This is a genomic window from Desulfomicrobium orale DSM 12838, from assembly GCF_001553625.1.
Lineage (GTDB): Bacteria > Desulfobacterota > Desulfovibrionia > Desulfovibrionales > Desulfomicrobiaceae > Desulfomicrobium > Desulfomicrobium orale.
The window spans coordinates 1593405-1610893 of sequence record NZ_CP014230.1 but is presented as its reverse complement, the minus strand read 5'-3'; the positions used below and the strand labels follow the sequence as shown (position 1 = coordinate 1610893).

The following is a 17489-nucleotide window of genomic DNA, read 5'->3' as shown; positions in this document are numbered from 1 at the left end:
CGTCGCTCAGGAGCGGAAAACCAGAGCGCCGCCCTCTTCATCCACCACCAGCTTCTGCCCGTCGCGCAGGCGTCCACCGATAATTTCCCTGGCCAGAGGTGTCTCCACATGCTGCTGCAGATAGCGTAAAAGCGGCCGGGCCCCGTAAACTGGATCGTAGGCTTCCCGGGCGATGAACTCTCTGGCCCGGTCCGTCAGCTCCAGAGAGATCTTGCGCTCGGCCAGACGCTCCTGAAGACCGGTCAGCAGTACCTCGACAATGCGCATGATCTGCTCCACCTGAAGCGGCCTGAAAAGCACGATCTCGTCCACCCGGTTCAGGAATTCGGGCCGGAAATGAGTCCGCAGCGCATTCATGACGGCTTCGCGCACTCCGGCCTGGAGCCCGCCGTCCTCCGTGATGCCGTCCAGCAGCATGGCCGATCCGATATTGGAGGTCATGATGATGATGGTGTTCTTGAAATCCACCGTCCGGCCGTGGCTGTCTGTCAGGCGGCCGTCGTCCAGAATCTGGAGCAGCACGTTGAACACGTCCGGGTGGGCCTTCTCGATCTCGTCAAACAGGACCACACTGTAAGGCTTGCGCCGCACGGCCTCGGTCAGCTGCCCGCCCTCGTCGTAGCCCACATAGCCCGGAGGCGCTCCGATCAGCCGGGCCACCGTGTGTTTCTCCATGTATTCGCTCATGTCCAGCCGGACCATGTTCTCCTCGGTGTCGAACAGCGTCCGGGCCAGAGTCTTGCACAACTCCGTCTTACCCACGCCCGTGGGGCCCAGGAACATGAAAGAGCCGATGGGCCGCTGCGGATTCTTCAGCCCGGCCCTGGCCCGCAGCACCGCGTCGGCCACGGCCTGTACGGCCTCGTCCTGACCGATGACCCGTTCGTGCAGGATATCTCCGAGTTTCAGGAGCTTTTCCCGCTCCCCTTCCACCAGCTTGGCCACGGGAATACCCGTCCACCTGGAGATGATGGCTGCAATGTCGTCCGGCCCCACCTCTTCCCGCAGCAAGCGGTGCGAACCGTCGTCCGCAGCGGAAAGCTCCGCCAGTTTCTTTTCCAGTTCGGTCAGGCGCCCGTATTTCAGTTCGGCGGCCCTGTTCAGATCGTACTCGCGTTCCGCCTTGGCGATGGCCTCCCTGGTGGCTTCCAGTTCCTTCTTCACCCGGCTGACCTCGTCGATGCCGCTCTTTTCCTTTTCCCACTGCGCCCGCAGGCCCGTCTGCGTCTCCTTCAGTTCGGCCAGTTCCTTTTCCAGCCGTTCCAGGCGCTCGCGGGAAGAGGCGTCGCTCTCCCGGCGCAAGGCCTCGCGCTCGATCTCAAGCTGCATGATCTTGCGGTTGATCTCGTCCAGTTCCGTGGGCAGGGAGTCGATCTCCGTACGGATCATGGCGGCCGCCTCGTCAATGAGGTCGATGGCCTTGTCCGGCAACTGCCGGTCGGAAATGTACCGGCTGGACAAGGTTACCGCCGTGACCAGGGCCGAATCGGAAATCCGCACGCCGTGATGAACCTCGAAACGCTCCTTCAGGCCGCGCAGAATGGAAATGGCGTCTTCCATGCTGGGCTCGTCCACCACCACGGGCTGGAAGCGGCGTTCCAGGGCCGGGTCCTTCTCGATATACTTGCGGTACTCGTCCAGGGTCGTGGCGCCGATGCAGTGCAGCTCTCCCCGGGCCAGCATGGGCTTCAGGAGATTGCCCGCGTCCATGGCTCCTTCGGTCTTGCCCGCGCCCACGATGGTATGCAGCTCGTCGATGAACAGCAGAATCCGCCCTTCGGACTTCTGGACCTCCTTCAGCACGGCCTTGAGCCGCTCCTCGAACTCGCCGCGATATTTGGCGCCGGCGATGAGCGCACCCATGTCCAGAGCGAAGACGGTCTTGTCCTTCAGTCCCTCGGGCACGTCCTTACTAAGAATACGCTGGGCCAATCCTTCCACAATGGCCGTTTTGCCCACTCCGGCCTCGCCGATCATGACCGGGTTGTTTTTGGTGCGCCGTGACAGGATGCGGATGCACCGTCGGATTTCGGCGTCCCGGCCGATGACCGGATCGAGCCGCCCCTTGCGGGCGTCTTCCACCAGGTCGCGGCCGTACTTTTTGAGGGCGTCGTAAGTATCTTCGGGGTTGGCTGAAGTCACCCGCTGGTTGCCGCGCACCTCCGCCAGCACGGCCAGAATCCTGTCTCTGGTCAGGCCGAACTGCCGCAGCACGGCGGCGGCCGGACCGCTGCCCGGCTTGTCCAGAACGGCCAGCAGCAGATGTTCCACACTGACGTATTCGTCCTGCATCTTCTTCGCCAGATCAAAGGCCGCCAGCAGGGTCTCGTTCATGCGCTGGGTGACATAAATCTGGCCGGGCTGCACTCCGGGGCCGCTGACACGGGGCATTCTGCCCAGCTCGGCATCCAGAGCGGAGGCCACAGCTTTGGGGTCGTACCCGGCCCGCTCCAGCAGACGGGGCACCAAGCCGTCCTCCTGGCCCACCAGAGCCCGAAAAAGATGATCCGTGTCCACCTGCTGATGCCCCAGCCGGACGGCCTCCTGCTGGGCTTCGGCCACGGCTTCCTGGGATTTTTGCGTGAATTTGTTCAGATCCATGATGAATCCTCCATTATTCCTGAAAATTTCAGCGGCCCTGCTCTGACTCTCAGAAGCTGAAACGCTCCGCCCGGGCCTATCTTCCGCTGAGAGAACGCACCTGCCGCTCCAGCATGTCAATGCGCTCCAGCAGATCGACGATGATGCTTCCGGCCACCGCGTGCAGCTCAAAGTCCATGCACAGGCGCACATACCGGCGCACCCGTGGCACGTCGGCGGCCATGAACAGGCATTCCCGCTGCGCCGTACGGGCCGGGACGATCCAGTTCATGCGGACGAGCTCTGCCAAGGCGGCTTCGGTCAGGCCGGTCAATTCCAGAAATTCCCTGGTGCCGATGCGTACGGACGGCGCCGGGAGACCATGTTCGCGAATCTGTATGGGGCTCATGCGTCTCTCCTATCTGGCTTGAAATGAGGAAATCCGCGACAGTTCCGTCCACAGCTCCCGTTCGCGGTCCGACAGTTCTCTGGGCGAGCGGATGATGATGCGCACGAACTGGTCACCCTGGGAGGTTCCCTTGCCGAGCCCCTTTCCGGCCAGACGCAGCTTCTGCCCGCTGCTCACGCCGGGAGGGATGGTCATGTCCACCGGGCTGTCCAAAGTGGGAATCCGGGCCGAAGTCCCGAGCACGGCCTCCCACGGAGCAAGGCGCAGATCGTACAGGACGTTCACGCCTTCGAGCCGGAAGAGCAGATGCTCCGCAATCTCCACCTGCAAAAGCAGGTCGCCCGGCTGCCCGCCCCCCGTACCCGGAGAGCCCTGGCCGCTCAGCCGGATCTTCCCTCCGTTCTTCACGCCGGCAGGGATATTCACCTCCAGGGTCTTCTGTTGCATCCGGGGCATGCCGTCAGCGCCGCGCACCTGTTCCTGCAGGGTCACGGTCTTGCGTCCGCCCCGGTAAGCCTCTTCCAGGGTGAGCGGCAGCCGCACCTCTGCGTCCCGGCCTCTGGAACGCATCCGGGAAAATCCCTCGCCGCCGAACCGGGCTCCACCAAAGCCGCCACCGAAAATGGTTTCGAAGAAATCGCTGAAGCCCTCGCCACCGAACCCGCCGGAGCTGAAACGAATGTTTTCAAAACCGGGCGGCGGCTGGAAGTTCTGCCCGTCCTTCCAGTTGGGCCCCAGGGAATCGTAGAGCTTGCGCTTCTCCGGATCCTTCAGCACTTCGTAAGCTTCATTGATTTCCTTGAATCTGCTTTCGGCTTCAGGATTGTTCGGGTTCAGGTCAGGATGGTATTTGCGGGCCAGCTTCTTGAAAGCCTTGCCGATTTCATCCTGCCCCGCGTCTTTACCTACTCCGAGCAATTTGTAATAGTCTTTATATTCCAAAGTAGTGCCGCTCCTTGTGCGTGATTCGCACGTGACAAGATAATATCCGCCGCCTTCAAGTCAACAATTTGACATCAAAAATCCCGTACATTTCCATATCTGCCCAAAGCTGGCGACATGGGACGCAGCACAAGCCACAGAGGACGGCCCAGATAAACCCACAAATCTTCATCGGCAGCGGCCACAGCTTCGGCCAGAGCGCTCCGAAAGGCTAGTTCCGCGCGCAGAATCGCATCAAGCTCTCCGGGAACAGTCACAGCGGAGCCGGACAGAAGAGACACGCACCGCTCCACCGGGAAGCGGGCCTCGCGCTCGGCGATACACGCACCGAGAGCCGAATCCTTCCTGATAAAATGCGCGCGGCTCAGAGCCGGAGTCTCCATGACGGAAAAAAGCGAGTCTGTCCGCCGGCAGGACAGCGCCCGGCACTCCAGCGGACGATACGCGTAAATACCGCAGCCGCCTTCATAGTACAGGCATTCCCAGGAATCGCCTTTGCCTCTGATTTTAATCAGTTCCGCAGTCAGGGGACGCACCATGCCGAAACGTGGATCGAAAGCCGGCTCGCCCGGACGCAGGCAAACCAGATCCTTCAGAGGCAAAATCTCCAGAAGTTCCATTTCGGAATGATGCAGAGCCGGGCCGCCCTTGCGGCAGCAGATGCCGCAGCGTGAACATGCTTCCACTGTCTTTTCCTTTGCCGCCTGGATCAACGCACTCCAGCATGAAAAAAGCCGGATCATCCGGCTTTCTCAGGGCGTTATATGAAAATGCTCAGCCAGCTGTCAGCTGGCCCGCCGTGACCGGCGAACGGGAGCGGCATTCAGTTGTACAGTTCCGTCTCAAGCCACTCGCGGACATCGGCGTTGACAGGATAAACGCCCTTGTGATGATGCACCCCCTCCAGAAATTTACCGGCCAGAGCATCGGGCAGAGGCAGCACCGCAAGCTCCTCCGCCCCGTCGAAATTTCTGTAAATGAGCGTCGCCGTGGGTTTTTCGTTCCAGGTATTGATCACAAAATAATGAGAATGATCTTCCTTGCCCCGGACAGCGTACTGATAACCGCCCCGGTATCCGTTATTGCCCCACTCCAGATAAATGGCCACGGCATCCTCCGGAGTCATTTCCCAGTCTATGAGCAGATCCTTGTATTCGCGCAGGCGTCCCATGAGCTCCTCCTTGATTTAAGAAGAGTTATTAGTAACTCTCAGGCGAAGGTCAAGACGGCTCTCAGAGCCGGATATCCGGACAGGGGTTTCCTCTTTCCCGGCAACGGGAAAAAATACGTGCTGCATCGGCAAAACGGACAGCCCAGTCCGGAGTGCCCAGAGCGTGAATGTACATGTAGCTGGCCAGACAGTTGCGGACGAGCATGCCGTCCCCTCCCGCGCCCACGCCCTGCCCCAGTTGCACCTGAAATACGGGGGAATCTGCCCGCTCCGGATCGAAACAGCGCGAGTAGTGGAATTCATGGCCGGAAAGAGGTGTGCTTGGCGGATAGAAAGGATTGGATGCGGACACCACGGCCCGCATGTAGCCATGTCCCTGGGGCCGTTTGGAGATCTGTACATCCAGAGCGAACACGCCGGACATGGGGTAGGACTTCTCACCCACGCACAAGGACCGGCCCAGGTACATGAGCCCGCCGCATTCCGCGTACACGGGCATCCCTTCCTGTACGCAAGCCGCTACGCTCCGGCGCATGGAAAGATTGGCGGACAACTCCCGGGCCATGGTTTCCGGAAAACCGCCGCCCATGTACAGGGCATGTACATCCGGTACGGCCTCGTCGGCCAGCAGACTGAACTCCACCAGCTCGGCCCCGGCGTGGCGCAAAGCGTCGAGATTTTCCTGGTAGTAGAACCACAACGCCGCGTCGCGGGCGACCCCGATGCGGACAGGTGAAGCAGAAGAGACAGACGGGAAAAGCGGAGCTATTTCTCCGGCCACAGCCGGAGCCGAGCGGGAGACCTCCAGACATGCCGCCACATCCACATGCTCGCGGATGCGCGAGGCGATCTCCCCGAAGGGATCCATCTCCAGTTCCATGTCGGAGACAAGTCCCATCTGCCGTTCGGGAATGGGATTAACGGCGAGTTTCGGCAGGATGCCAAGTACGGGCACATCCGTGTACTTCTCGATGGACTGGCGCAAAATGTTCTGGTGCCGCCCTCCGGCAGTGCGATTCAGAATCACGCCCCGGATGTCCACATCCGGATCAAAGGCCTTAAGGCCCAGGACAATGGCAGCCATTGTCCGGGTCACCTTGGTACAATCGGCAACGACAACAACGGGGCAATGCAGAGTCTTGGCCAGTTCCGCCGAAGAATACGTGCCTTGTATATCCTTACCGTCGTAAAGGCCGCGGTTGCCTTCGATCAGCGCCAGATCCTTTCCCAGAGCCCGGCTCCAGAAGACATTGCGCAAAACCTCCGGAGAAAAAAGAAAAGGATCCAGATTTGTTGCGCCACCGCGGCTGGCAAGACTCAGCCATTTGGCATCAATATAATCTGGACCCTTTTTGAAGGTCTGGACCGAAAGGCCCTGTTCGACAAGGGCTCGGGCAAGCCCCAGACTGACGATGGTTTTCCCGGAGCCACCACCCAGGCCAGCGACCAAAAGCCGTGGACAGGACAAATTGGATGAAGGCATCGCGGAAAAATCTTACTCTTCGCCTTCCGCGCCAGCCTGTTTTCCGGCTCCGGGCAGACCGTACATGGTGGTGCTGCCACTGGACCAGTATTCGAGCACGCCGTCGGCCACCAGCTGGTTGATGACCTTCTTGGCCTCGCGCATTTTCATGTCGGGGAACAACGCAGCCAGGTCGTTGAAATAAAATTTGGACTTCTGCTTTGACTTGGACTTGATGAACTCGACAACAACGTCTTTGGGATCTGCCATACGAACCTCTCTTAAGGTTAAGGGCCGACTTGCGTCGGCCCCAATGTGATCAGTCCTGACGGGAGACTAGAACTTGAAGTTCGTGGTCTGGCGCCAAGTGTAGTAAGCGGGATCGCGGAAATCGTCGATCATGTGCTCGGAGAACTCCAGGCCGGTCTTCTCGAAGAAGCGTTCCCAACCGATACGCTCGGCCCAGTCGCCCAAGCGCTCGTATTTGCGCGCGTCGGCGGCGTAGGCTTCCACGATCTGGCGGATGACTTTGGCCAGCGTGGGCCAGCGGGGCGGCTCGTTGGGGATGAAGGCCACGACAACCTTGGAGAACTTGGGATTGCTGATGCGGTTGGAGACCTTGCCGCCAGCCATGATGACGAGGCCGTCGCCGGTCTGGTCGGACAGAGGCAGGGACGGACACATGGTGTAGCAGTTACCGCAGAACATGCAGCGCTCGTTCTTGATGGCCACGGTGTTCACGGTCTTGGTCTCACCGGCTTCGGTAGTGATTTCCTTCTTGGTCGGACGGATGGCGCCTACCGGGCAGGCGGCCACGGCCAGAGGAATTTCACAGAGGTTGTCCAGCCACTCGTGGTCGATGATGGGCGGTTTGCGGTGATAACCCAGAATAGCGATGTCGGAGCAGTGCACAGCGCCGCACATGTTCAGACAGCAGGCCATGGAAATACGCACCTGAGCGGGCATGCGCATCTGACCGAACTCTTCAAACAGCTCGTCCATGACCACCTTCACGGTACCGGAAGCATCGGTAGCAGGGGTGTGGCAATGCACCCAGCCCTGGGTATGGACGATGTTGGTGATGCCGGCGCCCGTGCCGCCGACAGGCAACAGATGGCTGCCGCCGGACTGCTTCAGGCCATTCAGATGCTCTTTCAGTTTTTTGGCCTCAGCCAGAGTTTCGACCATAAACTCCACGTTGTTGCGGGTGGTGAAACGCAGGTGTCCGCCACAGAATTTATCGGCGATATCACAGATCATACGGATATTGCCCACGGACATGAGACGGGCAGCACCGCAACGCACAGTGTAGACTTCGTCACCGCTCTCAGCCTTGTGCATCAGGATTCCGGGTTCGATAATCTCGTGCCACAGCCACTTTCCTTTATTTTTGGCAATGACCGGAGGCAGGAAATCGGAGAAATGGCGAGGGCCGATGTCCGAAATCCTGTTTTCCATGGGCTTATCAGGATTATATCCGGAAGAAACAAACTCCATTTTCAACCCCCCTTCTTATCTCTGATGATGTTTACGGTATTCGGCGATGTCACGATCCCAGCCGCCCTCGACGTCCTCTTCCTTCCAGAAGATGTACGGATTATGGCGGGGTTCCTGCACATGCTGCGGCACAGGCGTCAGACCGACCGCGGCAATAGCCTTGGCCAAGCCCTGGCGTTTGATCAGCTCGCCAAGACGCTCGCGGTTCTTGCCTTCTTCCATCCACCATTCCCAGATGCCTTCAATGATTTCCTTGATCTCGTCATAAGACTCTTCAACCTTGATGAAAGGCACCAGCAGGGAGCCCATCTGTGCGCCGTCAAGAATCGGAGCCTTGGCGCCGACCAGGATGGACAGACCGCGGTCGTTACCGATGCGCAGAGCGCGGGGCATGACGTTCAGACAGTGCATGCAGCGGGTGCATTCACGGTCGTTGATTTTCAGCTTGCCGTCTTCCAGCCACATGCATTCCGTCGGACAGAGGTCAAGAACTTCCTTCTCAATGTCGAAGGGGCCCCAATCCTTGCCAGAGTGGGCTCCGCCATTGGGCTGAATCTCACCGCCGATGTATGCGGCCACAGCTTCCTGATCAATGCGGATTTCATCGCGCCACGTACCGATGAAGGACATGTCCGAACGGGCGATGGAGGCCACACAACCGTTGGGGCAGCCGTCAAATTTGAACTTGAACTTATAGGGGAAGGCCGGACGATGCAGTTCGTCCTGATATTCCTGAGTCAGCTGATAACACAGCTCCTGCGCATCATAGCAGGCCCATTCACAGCGGGAATCTCCCAGACAGGAGGCGGGAGTACGCAGGTTGGAGCCGGAGCCGCCCAGGTCATTGTTCAGCTTGTGCGTCAGGTCGAAGAAAAATTCCTCCAGCTGCGGCGTGGTAGTGCCGAGGAGCACGATGTCACCGGTGGCGCCGTGCATGTTGGTCAGGCCGGAACCGCGCATTTCCCACAGGTCACAGAGCTGACGGAGAAATTCGGAGGTGTAGTACATGCCAGCGGGCTGAGCCACACGGATGGTATGAAAATGGGCCACGCCGGGGAACATCTCCGGCTGGTCGCAATAGCGTCCGATGACGCCGCCGCCGTAACCGAAGACACCGACGATGCCGCCGTGCTTCCAGTGCGTGGTGCCGTCCTTGTAGGACAGCTCCAGAATCCCCAGCAGGTCGTCACAGACATCCACCGGGATCTGATACTTCACATTCTTTTCGTTTTTATGACGCCTCTCGGCTTCCTCCTTGATGTCCGTCACAAAACTCGGCCAAGGACCGCTCTGAAGCTGATCCAGCAACGGGGTTGCATGTTTAGCCATTACACATCCTCCTTAAAAGATTAGACCATGCATAGTCATCGCGTCCGAGGGGACACAAACGCGACCCTCAACCTCGTAACAATTTCAAGAACTTCTAAAAATATGGACTTGTGAATTTTTACATATCCATAAATTCATGTCAACCTGAGGTTCCTGCTCTCGCAGGAAGTGGCTAGCGATGCGAGGCGATCTCCGACAGGATCTCCTCCTCCACTTCAAATCCCGTCTCCCGGGCCTTGTCGAAGTACGGCAGAGCCTTTTCCGGTTCTCCCTTCTCCAGATAAGCCAGACCGATGTTGTTGTAGGCCGGTCCAAACATGGGCTCCAACTCGATGGCCTTGGCACACTGCATGATACAGCCATCCGGATCGCCCAAGGCAAGATAGGCGCTGCCGAGAGTCGTATGGGCCTGAATGAACTGTGGATCGAGCCCGATGGCCTTCTTCAACGCCTTGACCGCCTTGTCCGGGTTCTGCTGCTGCATGTACACGAAGCCGATGTTTCCCCAGGGCACGGCAAAACGCGGACGGATCTCGGCGGCCTTCCTGTTCATGGTCAGACATGTATCCAGATCGCCGCGATGCATGGCCAGACCGCCCAACTGCACATACGCCTCGGCAATCTCCGGCTCTATGGCCAGAGCTTCCTCAAAGGCCTTCTGAGCCTCGACGTAATTGCGCTCGGCCACCAGAGAGACTCCCAGATTATACAGCAGAGCAGCAGAATCGGGGCTTTCATTCAGGGCGGCTTTCAGCGCCACCACTGTCTTTGGACCATAATCAGCTTTGTTCATAAGCATCCTGTCGTGCACAAATGATCAAAAATTTCCGGCCCCGCCACCGCGAAAGGCCGAATTCCACCGAAACTTCCAAATCTCTTCCGGATCGGCTCCGTACCGGGGCTCAAGCCATTTGGCCCGGACACAGACCCTCCCCGGTCATGGCTTGTAGTCCTTTATGTCGATGTTATGTTTTTTCAGCTCGCCCGCATACCAGAGGGAAAACTCGTACATGGCGACATAGCGCTCGTCACCGTTGACCATGCCCAGGCACATCTCCAGCACACCCTGTCCATAGGCGTTGCTATAATTTTCCGGGGCGTGATTCTGCAGATACTCCCGCACCAGCTGCTGGGTTGTCCGCTGTGTGCCGTCCGTCCGCCATTCAATGGGGTCTTTGGGTTCAGCAAAGGGATCCCATCGGTCAAAGCCGATGCGGTCAATGAATTTGCGCCGCCGGGGAGACATTTTTTCGTATATGGCCCGCTTCTGGGCCTCGTGCTCCGCCGTCAAGGAGGTGGGCTTACGCATTCTCCGCCTCCACAGTATCCGGCTGCCCTGAACCAGAGCCCAGGCCGAAATACTCGTCAGAGTACACCGTCATCACCGCCGTGGATACGGGCACATACATCATCCGGAAATCCGGATAGGGCGACCCCAGGGCGTCAAGCAGCCTGTTGCTCAGCCCAAGCAGGCGGTCCTGAACGCGTTCCAGTTTCACAGCCGGGTATGCACGGCCGGGCGCAAAGCCCGACAGGCCGCATGTACGGGAAGCCCCCCCGATTTCCAGCGGAATACCGTATACGCGGCAGGTGACCGGGCGGAAAGCGTATAACCGGCATTGGTTATTCTGGTCCAAAAGCGGACAGCGCAGCCGCTCTTTGGCCACACCGGTCAGTATTTCCTCATGAGGCCGCTCTTCAGCCTCCCGCGAAGCCTTCTTCTTGAGCACATGGGCCCGCCGGTCCGCCTTGTCCGCAGCGATCAGAATTTCATTCCGCAGGGCTTCGTCCAGCAAAAGAAATTTCGCATTGAGATACAAGGCCTCCACGAGCGTAACGTCAAAAAGCGCATGGCAGCAATCGCTGCATCCCTGGCAGCATTTGACCTCGGCGGAAAAATCTCCGGACACCCTCTGAAACAAAGCGTCAGTCTGGGCGGCAAGCGCCTCGTATTCTGCAAAAAAAGGAGTCAGATCAAAATTCATGAAAAAATTTCTCGCGGGATGGAGGCTTCCATGCCGTGCACTTCACGGCAAATCCTGACAAAATTCGAAAATTCGGGAAAAATACGGGAGAAAAACGCAGGGCGGCAGGCCCCCAAATGCGAGAGCCCGCCGCAATAACAGCTTAGTTTTCTTCGATAGTGATGGCGCCCTGCTCACAGACTTCCACGCAGGACTCACAGCCCAGACACTCTTCCTCGTTCACGGCGACCGCCTTGCCGCCCTGCAGCTCGTAGACCTCGACAGGACAGACATCCACGCATTCGCCGTCGCCGGAACACTTGTCCACATCAACCAAAACAGAATAACCCATGATCTACCTCCAAAAATCTTTGAGATTCCCGCTGGCGCGGGTGGAATAAGGCCCCCTACACACGATCCAACATGGTGTAAACCAGAACAGCCTCATCCTTTCAAATACTTCATCAATAAATCAAGCAGGATATACTCCAGAACAGCAGTCACCCGCGCCACTGTCCTATTCAACTTCCTGCTTCACCCCGATGGCCACCTTGTACAGGATGGTCAGCACCAGAAAGCCCGTAGCGTAAATACCGAGAGAAATTCCCAGTTCGAGCTGCGAGGGTACGTATTCCGTGATCTCGTGCAGCGGGTTGGGCACGAAACCGCCGCCGATCATGCCCAGGCCCTTGTCGATCCAGGCCCCGACAAAAATCAGCAGACAGCCGGTAATGAGCATATTGTCCTGCCGTCTGTTCTTGGGCACCAGTAAAATCAGAATACCGATCACCGACATGATTATGGCAGACCACATCCACGGCACCAGCACGCCATGTCCGTGATACCCCGCGAACAGATACTGCAGATGCGCCATGTGCGACGGAATCTGGCTGTAGAAGACGGTGAAAACCTCACAAAAAAGCAGAAAGAGGTTCACGCACATGGCATACACCACGGTCTTGCCCAGAGTAGGCAGCACATCCTTGCCCGGATTGAACCCGGTAAAAATCCTGGCGATATAGGTGACCAGAATGAGAAACGCGGGGCCGGCGGCAAAGGCCGAGGCCAGGAAACGGGCCGCCAGTACCGCTGTCAGCCAGTAACCGCGGCCGGGCAGGCCGCAATACAGAAACGCCGTAACCGTGTGGATGGACACCGCCCACGGGATGGACAGATAAATGAAGAACTTGATCCAGTTGGGTGGGGCGATGCGCTTGCGCTCTGCCTCCAGAGTGACCCAGCCCACCAGAATGTTGATCAGCAGATAGCCGTTCAGCACCACCATGTCCCAGAACAGCACGGAATTGGGCGTGGGGTGCAGAAGCACGTTCATGAGCCGCTGCGGCGAGCCCAGATCGGCCACGATGAACAGCAGGCACAGGATGACCATGGCCACGGCGTTGAATTCGCCCAGCACCAGAATCTTTCCGAATTTCTGGTAGTCATGGAGATATTTGGGAATGACCAGCATGACCGCCGAAGCCGCCACGCCCACCAGAAAGGTGAACTGGGCGATGTAAAATCCCCAGGTCACGTCGCGGCTCATGCCGGTGATGGTCAAACCGTGAGAGAGCTGCTGCCAGTAACACGCCGCCCCGATACTCATCAGAAGAAGCAGGAAGGCGATCCAGCCCCAGTAAACTTTCGATCCGGATATGGCTTTTTCGAGCATGGCTCCCCCTACACGAGATAATAGACAGAAGGTTTCGTTCCGAGAGCCGGACTGCGGCGGATGGAGAAACGTTCTCCCAGCAGCTTGCGCACTTCCGATTCCGGATCGGCCAGATCGCCGAACGCGATGGCCCCTTCGGACACTTCCACACACGCGGGCAGCTTGCCTTCAGCCAGACGTTCCGCACAGAACTCGCATTTTTCCACCACGCCCTTGGTCCGCGTGGGGAAATCGAGATCGATACTGGCCAGATGCGGCCGGGGGTCCTTGAAGTTGAAACTTCTGGAGCCGTAAGGGCAGCCCGCCATGCAGTACCGGCAGCCGATGCAGCGGTGGAAGTCCATCATCACGATGCCGTCTTCCCGCTGAAATGTGGCCTTGGTCGGACAGACCCGCACACAGGGGGGATTGTCGCAGTGGTTGCACAGGGCCAGGGAGGTTTCGGGAGCGCCTTCGGGGCGGTATTCGTGCAGGTCGTCCAGAAACAGCTTGTCCATTTCCGTTTCCCAGACCCACTTGATGTTCTGGTTCCCCGGAATGTCCGGTACATTATGGATGGAATGGCAGGTCGCGGCCACTTCCTTCATGATGTCCGAGGTAAGTTTGGCCGTATCGATGACCATGGCCCAGCGTTTGGCCGTGAGCGCCCCGGGCCCGGCATGGACGGCATGCCGGGAGGCGAACAGCAGCCCTTCGCCTCCGCCGCCCCCGGAAGCCAGAAGGTCCGATGCGGGGCGCACTCCCCATCCGACGGCGGCCACAGCCGCGATCTTGAGAAAGCTTCTACGGATCATTTTCATTTGTTCTCCCCCTTCGGCACAACATGGCAATCCCAGCAATAGGGGTCCACGGCAACGGTGGCATGGCATTTATCGCAGAACTGTTCCTTGCTCTCGTGGCACTTCATACAGGTTTTGCTCAGACTCTTCTGATAGACCTGATGATTGGCTTTGGAATGGTATTCATGATTGCCGTCGCGCACCACTTCGTCCCGCCACTGGTTCAGCATGGCCATGTGCTCGCTGCGCATGAACTCGACGCTCTCCACGCACTCCTTGGCAATGCGCGGCTTTTCCACTTCGGGCCGCTTGTAGGCGGCGCTGCCGATGTTGTTCCAGAACGGATAGGTCATGGCGACAACGAACACGGCAAGGCCGATCAGAACTTTATTTCTGTCGTACATCATTCATCCTCCATTCCGGGCAGGTCCTCGCCACGCAGGTCGGTTTCGCGCTCCTGCTCGCCGGGGAAAACCAAGGCGTTGCCCACAAGCTCATGTAGACCGCATACGCTGACGCCGGGCACCCAGTATTCCATGGAATTGGGAAGCACGGCGCGGTCGATGGCGCACACGCATCCGAGCATGTTCACACCATATTTCTCATGCACGTACTTGACGGCATTGGCCCGGGGCAGACCGCCCATCATGCGCAGTTCGTCATTTTCACCCGCATTCAGGCCGGAGCCGCCGCCGCAGCAGAAGGTCTGCTCGCGGATGGTCCCTTCGGGCATTTCCGTGAACTTCTCCACCACGCTTTTGGCCACGAAACGGGGCTCTTCCAGAAGTCCCATGCCCCGCGAGGTGTTACAGGAGTCATGCCAGGTCAGATGCACATTGGCATTGCGTTTCTTGTCCAGATTCAGCTTGCCGTGCCGGATCAGATCCGCCGTGAATTCGGCGATATGCACCATCTTGGTGCCGGCGGCGTACTTGAAGGTCGTGCCCGTGATGGGGTTCACCGGAGTTTCCATCTTCGCGGACTGAAAGTCCGGGCCGTTCAGGGTGTCCATGTACTGATGCACCACGCGCCACATGTGCCCGCACTCGCCGCCGAGAATCCATTTCACGCCCAGCCGGTCGGCTTCCATGTACATCTTGGAATTGAGCCGCTTCATGGTCTCGTGGGAAGTGAAGAAGCCGAAGTTGCCGCCTTCGGAGGCATAGGTGGACCAGGTCACGTCCAGCCCGTATTCGCGCTTCAGGTACTCGAACAGCATGAGGTAGCCCATGCAGGTGTAGGTGCCCGGATCGGCGAAGACGTCACCCGAGGGCGTCACGAACAGGATGTCCGCGCCTTTCTTGTTGAAGGTGGGCTCGGGCCGGATGCCGGTGATGTCTTCGATGTCGTCGCAGAAGAAGTCGATCATGTCGAAGAAGGCGTGCGGCTGGATGCCCAGGTGGTTGCCGGTGCGGTAACAGTTGGCAACGGGAGTGGCGATCCAGTCGATATTGAGCCCCAGCAGGTTGAAGAGCTCGCGGGCCATGATGGTGATCTCGGCCGTGTCGATGCCGTAAGGGCAGAACACGGAACAGCGGCGGCATTCGGAGCACTGGAAGAAGTAGTACCACCACTCCTTGAGCACCTCGGCGGTGAGTTTGCGGCCTCCGGCGAACCGTCCCAGAATCTTGCCAAAGGTCGTGAACTCGCCCCGGTACACGGAACGCAGCAGTTCGGCGCGCAGCACCGGCATGTTCTTGGGATCACCGGAGCCGATGAAGAAGTGACACTTGTCCGCGCAGGCGCCGCAACGCACGCAGATATCCATGAAGATTTTGAAGGAACGGAACTTGTGCAGCCGCTCGCGCATCCCCTTGAAAATGATTTCCTGCCAGTTCTCGGGCAAGCCCCAGTCGTCTTCCAGAGGATTCCATTTATGCGGGTTGGGCAGGCCGACGTAATTCACGCTGTCCGGGTTGGCGGCGTAGCAGTAGCGGCCGGGTTTGATCTCCACCGGCACGTCCATCCAATCCGTTTTGGGCGGATTGTGATCGATATGGGCAAAAAGCGCTTCTGGGCGTGGCAGATCAGACATCACTCAGCTCCTTCGGCTAATGGCTTATCCACGGGAATACCTTTCTCCACCATCTTTTCCCGGAATTCATCCTCGTATTCCGCATAGGTATGGTAATGGACATGCTCGAACTTCCAGGGGTTCACATGCCGGAATTTTCTGGAAGCACAGTTCATGTTGCGCGTGGGTGACATGAACACTCCGCCCATGTGCATGAGCTTGCTCAAGGGGAAATAGGCGAGCAGCACGGAGACAAGGAAAAGATGCACATAGAAGAGCGCGCCGACACCCTCGGGGATGGCCCAGGAAAAAGTGGCCAGTCCCATGGTCAGCTCCTTCACGGAGATGATGTCTACCTTGGCGAAATAGCGCATGAAAATGCCCGAGAGGGCGATGCCCAGAATCAGAAAGAGCGGAAAGAAATCCTGGGGCTGGGAAATATAGCGGATCTGGGGCACGATCACCCGGCGCAGCAGCAGATAGCTCACGGCCACGACGAAGGCGAGATCCGTCAGATACAGAACGGGCGCGCCGATCTGCAGCATGGAATCGACGGATTCCAGAGCATGGATCAGGCCCGGAACGGGTTCGGTGAAAAAACGCAGATGGCGCAGGGCGATGATCAGAAAAGAGTAGTGAAAAGCCAGGGCTCCAAGCCACAACCACTTGCTCGAACTGTAGGTGACCACGGTGCCTTCATGCAGGTCGACCTTGGTATTCCGGAACAGGGACCGGAAACAGAGCACTTCCAGAAGCATCCGCCCGACAACGCCCTTGGTTGTGGACGGATTCTCAATACAGTTCGCCTTGATCCAGGGCAGGGACTCCTGCTGGCCACAGGTTGTGGGAATACAGAACGGCACCGCGGACCTCGCCCAGTCCACAACGCGCACGCAGAACCCCACTATGAAGACCGCTACCGCCAGAAAGGGTATGTACAGTCCGAAGGCTTTCTCCATGCCCAAGGCCCCGGCGCCCACCAAAGGCAATGCCGCGAGGGCAAAGACCAGGAAAAGAGAGTAAAGAGCTTTCATGTACCTTGTACCTCGCTAAAATGTTGACTTGGAACAGACGTGACTGAACACTACCGTGAAACCTCCTCCCTTTTCAAAAGATTGGACTTCTCAAGCAATTTGTGCGTTCTGTCGTACAACTGATTCGCCTTCTGCTTCCAGAGAACTTCCCTGCAACCCATGTAGATGTCGAAACCCAGCATGGTCAGCCGGTCTACGACAACATTCCAGTCATGCAGGGCTTCGGTCATGTTCTCCTGCGGATACGCCCGCGATATTTCGCGATAAACAATCTCCTTCAGAGCGGGCAGAAAACAAAGAGCGGCGGAGGGAGTAAATCCCTGCACCGCTCTGATGCGCAGTATTCCGTCGAGTTCCTTGGTACATTCGGTCACGTCCAGCCCGCGGGCCAGCGTCAGGAACATGCGTTCGATATTGGCCTGAAAAGTATGCCCCACAGGATTGGCGAACTGACTGGACGGCGCGGAGAAAAACTTGGCTCCTTCCTCCGGATACGTCCTGATGACGGCCTCCGTCCATTGCACACAGATCTGTTTGTGGTGTTCCTGTAGAAACTCATGCAGATTCATAAACAGCCTTGCACTACTCCCGGAATTGAATTCCAAAATCCCTGGCGGCTCCTGATACCGGGCACGC

General features: G+C 58.3%; 19 protein-coding genes. All 19 read right to left on the bottom strand.

What is annotated here, in order from left to right; translation table 11 throughout:
- Nucleotides 1-6 precede the first annotated feature (6 nt).
- On the bottom strand, nt 7-2601 hold the full coding sequence (gene clpB / locus AXF15_RS07420) for an ATP-dependent chaperone ClpB (protein ID WP_066605454.1): 2595 nt from the start codon (nt 2599-2601) through the stop codon (nt 7-9).
- 76 nt (nt 2602-2677) lie between these two features.
- Nucleotides 2678-2989 carry a chaperone modulator CbpM gene (locus AXF15_RS07415; RefSeq protein ID WP_083517922.1) on the bottom strand — a complete coding sequence of 104 codons (312 nt, stop codon included), beginning with the start codon at nt 2987-2989 and terminating at the stop codon, nt 2678-2680.
- Between the two features lie 9 nt (nt 2990-2998).
- On the bottom strand, nt 2999-3931 hold the full coding sequence (locus AXF15_RS07410) for a DnaJ C-terminal domain-containing protein (RefSeq protein WP_066605452.1): 933 nt from the start codon (nt 3929-3931) through the stop codon (nt 2999-3001).
- Nucleotides 3932-4005: 74 nt separating this feature from the next.
- Entirely contained in the window at nt 4006-4617 is a 612-nt protein-coding gene (locus AXF15_RS07405) for a YkgJ family cysteine cluster protein (RefSeq protein ID WP_151192317.1), read from the bottom strand.
- A gap of 137 nt (nt 4618-4754) precedes the next feature.
- Nucleotides 4755-5102 (bottom strand): DVU0772 family protein, encoded by a 348-nt coding sequence (locus AXF15_RS07400; protein ID WP_066605443.1) that lies wholly within the window; start codon nt 5100-5102, stop codon nt 4755-4757.
- A 61-nt stretch (nt 5103-5163) separates the two neighbouring features.
- Nucleotides 5164-6585: a cobyrinate a,c-diamide synthase gene (locus AXF15_RS07395; protein WP_066605442.1), complete on the bottom strand. Its 1422-nt coding sequence runs from the start codon at nt 6583-6585 to the stop codon at nt 5164-5166.
- Nucleotides 6586-6597: 12 nt separating this feature from the next.
- Nucleotides 6598-6834 (bottom strand): dissimilatory sulfite reductase D family protein, encoded by a 237-nt coding sequence (locus AXF15_RS07390; protein WP_066605440.1) that lies wholly within the window; start codon nt 6832-6834, stop codon nt 6598-6600.
- A 66-nt stretch (nt 6835-6900) separates the two neighbouring features.
- The gene (dsrB, locus tag AXF15_RS07385) at nt 6901-8061 is read right to left on the bottom strand and encodes a dissimilatory-type sulfite reductase subunit beta (protein WP_066605436.1); all 1161 of its coding nucleotides are present in this window, start codon (nt 8059-8061) and stop codon (nt 6901-6903) included.
- Nucleotides 8062-8076: 15 nt separating this feature from the next.
- Nucleotides 8077-9390, bottom strand: a complete 1314-nt coding sequence (dsrA, locus tag AXF15_RS07380) for a dissimilatory-type sulfite reductase subunit alpha (protein WP_066605433.1) — start codon at nt 9388-9390, stop codon at nt 8077-8079.
- A 172-nt stretch (nt 9391-9562) separates the two neighbouring features.
- Nucleotides 9563-10183 carry a tetratricopeptide repeat protein gene (locus AXF15_RS07375; protein WP_066605430.1) on the bottom strand — a complete coding sequence of 207 codons (621 nt, stop codon included), beginning with the start codon at nt 10181-10183 and terminating at the stop codon, nt 9563-9565.
- A gap of 144 nt (nt 10184-10327) precedes the next feature.
- Entirely contained in the window at nt 10328-10699 is a 372-nt protein-coding gene (locus AXF15_RS07370) for a hypothetical protein (protein ID WP_066605424.1), read from the bottom strand.
- The gene (locus AXF15_RS07365; protein WP_066605422.1) at nt 10692-11375 is read right to left on the bottom strand and encodes a YkgJ family cysteine cluster protein; all 684 of its coding nucleotides are present in this window, start codon (nt 11373-11375) and stop codon (nt 10692-10694) included. The genes AXF15_RS07370 and AXF15_RS07365 overlap by 8 nt, the downstream gene beginning before the upstream one ends.
- Nucleotides 11376-11517: 142 nt before the next feature.
- Nucleotides 11518-11706: a ferredoxin gene (locus tag AXF15_RS07360; RefSeq protein ID WP_066605418.1), complete on the bottom strand. Its 189-nt coding sequence runs from the start codon at nt 11704-11706 to the stop codon at nt 11518-11520.
- A 165-nt stretch (nt 11707-11871) separates the two neighbouring features.
- Entirely contained in the window at nt 11872-13026 is a 1155-nt protein-coding gene (gene dsrP, locus AXF15_RS07355) for a sulfate reduction electron transfer complex DsrMKJOP subunit DsrP (RefSeq protein ID WP_066605416.1), read from the bottom strand.
- Nucleotides 13027-13034: 8 nt separating this feature from the next.
- Nucleotides 13035-13826, bottom strand: coding sequence for a sulfate reduction electron transfer complex DsrMKJOP subunit DsrO (dsrO, locus tag AXF15_RS07350; RefSeq protein WP_066605414.1), 792 nt, complete (start codon nt 13824-13826; stop codon nt 13035-13037).
- On the bottom strand, nt 13823-14212 hold the full coding sequence (gene dsrJ / locus AXF15_RS07345) for a sulfate reduction electron transfer complex DsrMKJOP subunit DsrJ (protein ID WP_335338893.1): 390 nt from the start codon (nt 14210-14212) through the stop codon (nt 13823-13825). Before dsrJ ends, dsrO begins: the two co-directional genes overlap by 4 nt.
- On the bottom strand, nt 14209-15840 hold the full coding sequence (gene dsrK, locus AXF15_RS07340) for a sulfate reduction electron transfer complex DsrMKJOP subunit DsrK (RefSeq protein WP_066605413.1): 1632 nt from the start codon (nt 15838-15840) through the stop codon (nt 14209-14211). The genes dsrJ and dsrK overlap by 4 nt, the downstream gene beginning before the upstream one ends.
- Nucleotides 15840-16853: a sulfate reduction electron transfer complex DsrMKJOP subunit DsrM gene (gene dsrM, locus AXF15_RS07335; RefSeq protein ID WP_066605402.1), complete on the bottom strand. Its 1014-nt coding sequence runs from the start codon at nt 16851-16853 to the stop codon at nt 15840-15842. The genes dsrK and dsrM overlap by 1 nt, the downstream gene beginning before the upstream one ends.
- 50 nt (nt 16854-16903) lie before the next feature.
- Nucleotides 16904-17422: an RsbRD N-terminal domain-containing protein gene (locus AXF15_RS07330; protein WP_066605397.1), complete on the bottom strand. Its 519-nt coding sequence runs from the start codon at nt 17420-17422 to the stop codon at nt 16904-16906.
- Nucleotides 17423-17489 lie beyond the last annotated feature (67 nt).

Bases quoted from the DNA above. Each gene is read 5' to 3' on its own strand.
- clpB (WP_066605454.1), bottom strand. From the start codon at position 2,601: ATGGATCTGAACAAATTCACGCAAAAATCCCAGGAAGCCGTGGCCGAA.
- AXF15_RS07415 (WP_083517922.1), bottom strand. From the start codon at position 2,989: ATGAGCCCCATACAGATTCGCGAACATGGTCTCCCGGCGCCGTCCGTA.
- AXF15_RS07400 (WP_066605443.1), bottom strand. From the start codon at position 5,102: ATGGGACGCCTGCGCGAATACAAGGATCTGCTCATAGACTGGGAAATG.
- AXF15_RS07395 (WP_066605442.1), bottom strand. From the start codon at position 6,585: ATGCCTTCATCCAATTTGTCCTGTCCACGGCTTTTGGTCGCTGGCCTG.
- AXF15_RS07390 (WP_066605440.1), bottom strand. From the start codon at position 6,834: ATGGCAGATCCCAAAGACGTTGTTGTCGAGTTCATCAAGTCCAAGTCA.
- dsrB (WP_066605436.1), bottom strand. From the start codon at position 8,061: ATGGAGTTTGTTTCTTCCGGATATAATCCTGATAAGCCCATGGAAAAC.
- dsrA (WP_066605433.1), bottom strand. From the start codon at position 9,390: ATGGCTAAACATGCAACCCCGTTGCTGGATCAGCTTCAGAGCGGTCCT.
- AXF15_RS07375 (WP_066605430.1), bottom strand. From the start codon at position 10,183: ATGAACAAAGCTGATTATGGTCCAAAGACAGTGGTGGCGCTGAAAGCC.
- AXF15_RS07370 (WP_066605424.1), bottom strand. From the start codon at position 10,699: ATGCGTAAGCCCACCTCCTTGACGGCGGAGCACGAGGCCCAGAAGCGG.
- AXF15_RS07365 (WP_066605422.1), bottom strand. From the start codon at position 11,375: ATGAATTTTGATCTGACTCCTTTTTTTGCAGAATACGAGGCGCTTGCC.
- AXF15_RS07360 (WP_066605418.1), bottom strand. From the start codon at position 11,706: ATGGGTTATTCTGTTTTGGTTGATGTGGACAAGTGTTCCGGCGACGGC.
- dsrP (WP_066605416.1), bottom strand. From the start codon at position 13,026: ATGCTCGAAAAAGCCATATCCGGATCGAAAGTTTACTGGGGCTGGATC.
- dsrO (WP_066605414.1), bottom strand. From the start codon at position 13,826: ATGAAAATGATCCGTAGAAGCTTTCTCAAGATCGCGGCTGTGGCCGCC.
- dsrJ (WP_335338893.1), bottom strand. From the start codon at position 14,212: ATGATGTACGACAGAAATAAAGTTCTGATCGGCCTTGCCGTGTTCGTT.
- dsrK (WP_066605413.1), bottom strand. From the start codon at position 15,840: ATGTCTGATCTGCCACGCCCAGAAGCGCTTTTTGCCCATATCGATCAC.
- dsrM (WP_066605402.1), bottom strand. From the start codon at position 16,853: ATGAAAGCTCTTTACTCTCTTTTCCTGGTCTTTGCCCTCGCGGCATTG.
- AXF15_RS07330 (WP_066605397.1), bottom strand. From the start codon at position 17,422: ATGAATCTGCATGAGTTTCTACAGGAACACCACAAACAGATCTGTGTG.